Genomic DNA, 2,261 nt, shown 5'->3' with positions numbered 1-2,261 from the left:
TCAAGCGGAACTGCTAACAACGTAATGGGGGGTAGGGTCTCAGCTTGAGTCCAGTCTGCCTTCAGGAACGCCTAAGTAGCTTCGGAATCTGACCGAGGGCGGGCTGTTGACCGGTTTCTTAATTGTTCTCATGAAAGGATTCTTCATGAATGTGAAGAAATTCAACGGTTCTGCCCGTCGCCGCGGTACGACGATCGCAGCCGCCGCTCTTTCTGTTGCCATGGTGGGCCCGTTTGTGCAGCCAGTTGTTAACCCAACTGCTGCTCCGGCTGCCTTCGCTCAAGAAGGTTTGGACGCAGCTGCCCCGACTTCTCAGGATCAGATTATTGATGCCGACATGATCGCTAGCGGTCGTGTCACCAAGGCTGCTAACCTGACCGACGCGCAGGGCGTTGGTAAGGGCCTGATTTCGGGTCACGTGTATCTGACCGGCCCCAAGGGCAACCCTGGCTCCACGATCGACAACGGCAACATCCCAATGGATGGTGTCACGGTCTACGCGCAGTTCCGTGATAAGGACGGTTCCTACTCGCCGATCTTCAGCGCGAAGACGCACACCCTCCCCGATGTTGTCGGCGGTAACGGTGGCCGGGGCACCTACGCCTTCGGTACGGGCAAAAAGGGCATCACCTGGACAGACAAGCTGGGTCGCGAGCACACTTGGGCGGCACGTACTGACCAGAAGCACCGCATCTGGGTTGAGCCGTATACGAATGACCGTGGCAACAAGGTTGTCATGTTCCGTCAGGCTAACGGATTCGTGCCTGGTTCCTTCAACGGCCTAGTTGAGGGTCCTCTTGGTTCCTTTGCCGCTGCTGACGGAAACATTCAGCTGACGGCGGCCTTCTATCAGGAAGTTCCACCAAACCACGAGGACAGCTGGATGGCTGCCAAGGGTGACAAGCTCGTTGAGGATCCAGAGGGCCCAATCAACTTGGCTGCGACGCAGACTAAGGTACCGAACACTGTTTCGGGTCGTGTATGGCTCGAGACCGGTGGCCCAGACAAGGGCATTGTTGCTACGGGGCCGAACAAGAACACTGCTGACCCAGCCGCTGACGGCTACACCGTGTACGCGTCCACCCTTACCAAGGATGGCGCTGCAGCGAACCAGAAGCTGCAGGAGCAGTACAAGAATGACCCGAATGCGCTTGCTGACGCCACTAAGCGTATGCTCGAGGACCACCCCGAGTACATCCTAAAGACTGTTTACGGCAAGACTGATAACGAGGGTTACTACACCCTGCGTTTCGGCAACTACGAAAAGGGCCAGGAACGCGAGGACGTGCTCAATCCGAACCACATGTTCGTGTGGGTTGAGAACAAGGACGGCGTGGTCCAGAACGGTTACACCGGCTTCCACTCCCCGACCTTCCAGCGTTTCAACCACGGTGGTAACTTCCGCCCGGCAGCAGCTCCTGTTGAGAACCAGCTGCCGATCAACTGGGGCAACGGTATTGGGTTCCAGAACCTGAACTCGCTGTACAACGTCAACTACGCGCTCATGCCGTACACCCCGGTGTCGATCACGGCTGACTACAACGCGACCGATAAGCCAGCCGCTCCGGGCACCACGGTGACCCCAGAGTTCAAGGGCGACCTGTCGACTCTGCCGTCGCAGGTTGAGTGGCGCGATAAGGACGGCAAGGTCCTCAAAACGTGCGAGCTCGACCAGTCCATGGGCATCAAGGCTCAGGTTGCAGCGTGCACCTTCGACATCCCTGAGGATGCTAAGAAGGGTGACCTCTTTAACGTAGTCCTCGTGTCCGGTGGCAACGACGTCTCCGCATGGACCGTCCTGGTCACTAAGGAAGCCGACGAGCTCGAGCCTGCGTACGAGGAGAAGCTGGTTGTTCCGGGTAAGGAGACTAAGTCTTCCCCGACCTTCACTGATAAGGACGGTAAGGAAGCGAAGGCTCCGGAGGGCTCCAAGTTTGCCATCCCGGAGGACTTCAAGGCTCCTGAGGGCTACGAAGTCAAGATTGACGAGAACACCGGTGAGATCACTGTTACGTTCCCTGATAAGTCGAAGCTGAACAAGGACACTGTTGAGGAGTTCGACGTTCCTGTCACGGTGACCTACCCTGACGGTTCCACGGATGAGGCTCCGGCTAAGTTCAAGCTGGATACTGATGGCGACGGTAAGCCTGACACCGAGGACGAGGATGACGATAACGACGGCATCCCGGACAAGGAAGACCAGAACCCGAAGGTTCCTAACCAGAACACTGAGTTTGAGCCTGGTTATGAGGATGGTTCTG

At 57.3% G+C, this 2,261-nt stretch carries 1 protein-coding gene; it reads left to right on the top strand.

Features of this window, described 5'->3' with window-relative positions; all coding sequences use genetic code 11:
• Window positions 1-145 precede the first annotated feature (145 nt).
• The coding region (locus tag HMPREF2807_RS10795) for a YPDG domain-containing protein (RefSeq protein ID WP_198531404.1) at window positions 146-2,261 on the top strand (2,116 nt) is incomplete at its 3' end.

It is taken from the genome of Corynebacterium sp. HMSC074A09 (genome assembly GCF_001811545.1).
GTDB classification, from domain to species: Bacteria; Actinomycetota; Actinomycetes; order Mycobacteriales; family Mycobacteriaceae; genus Corynebacterium; species Corynebacterium hiratae.
Note: the sequence above shows the minus strand (reverse complement) of the source record. Positions and strands in the feature narration are given on the sequence as shown.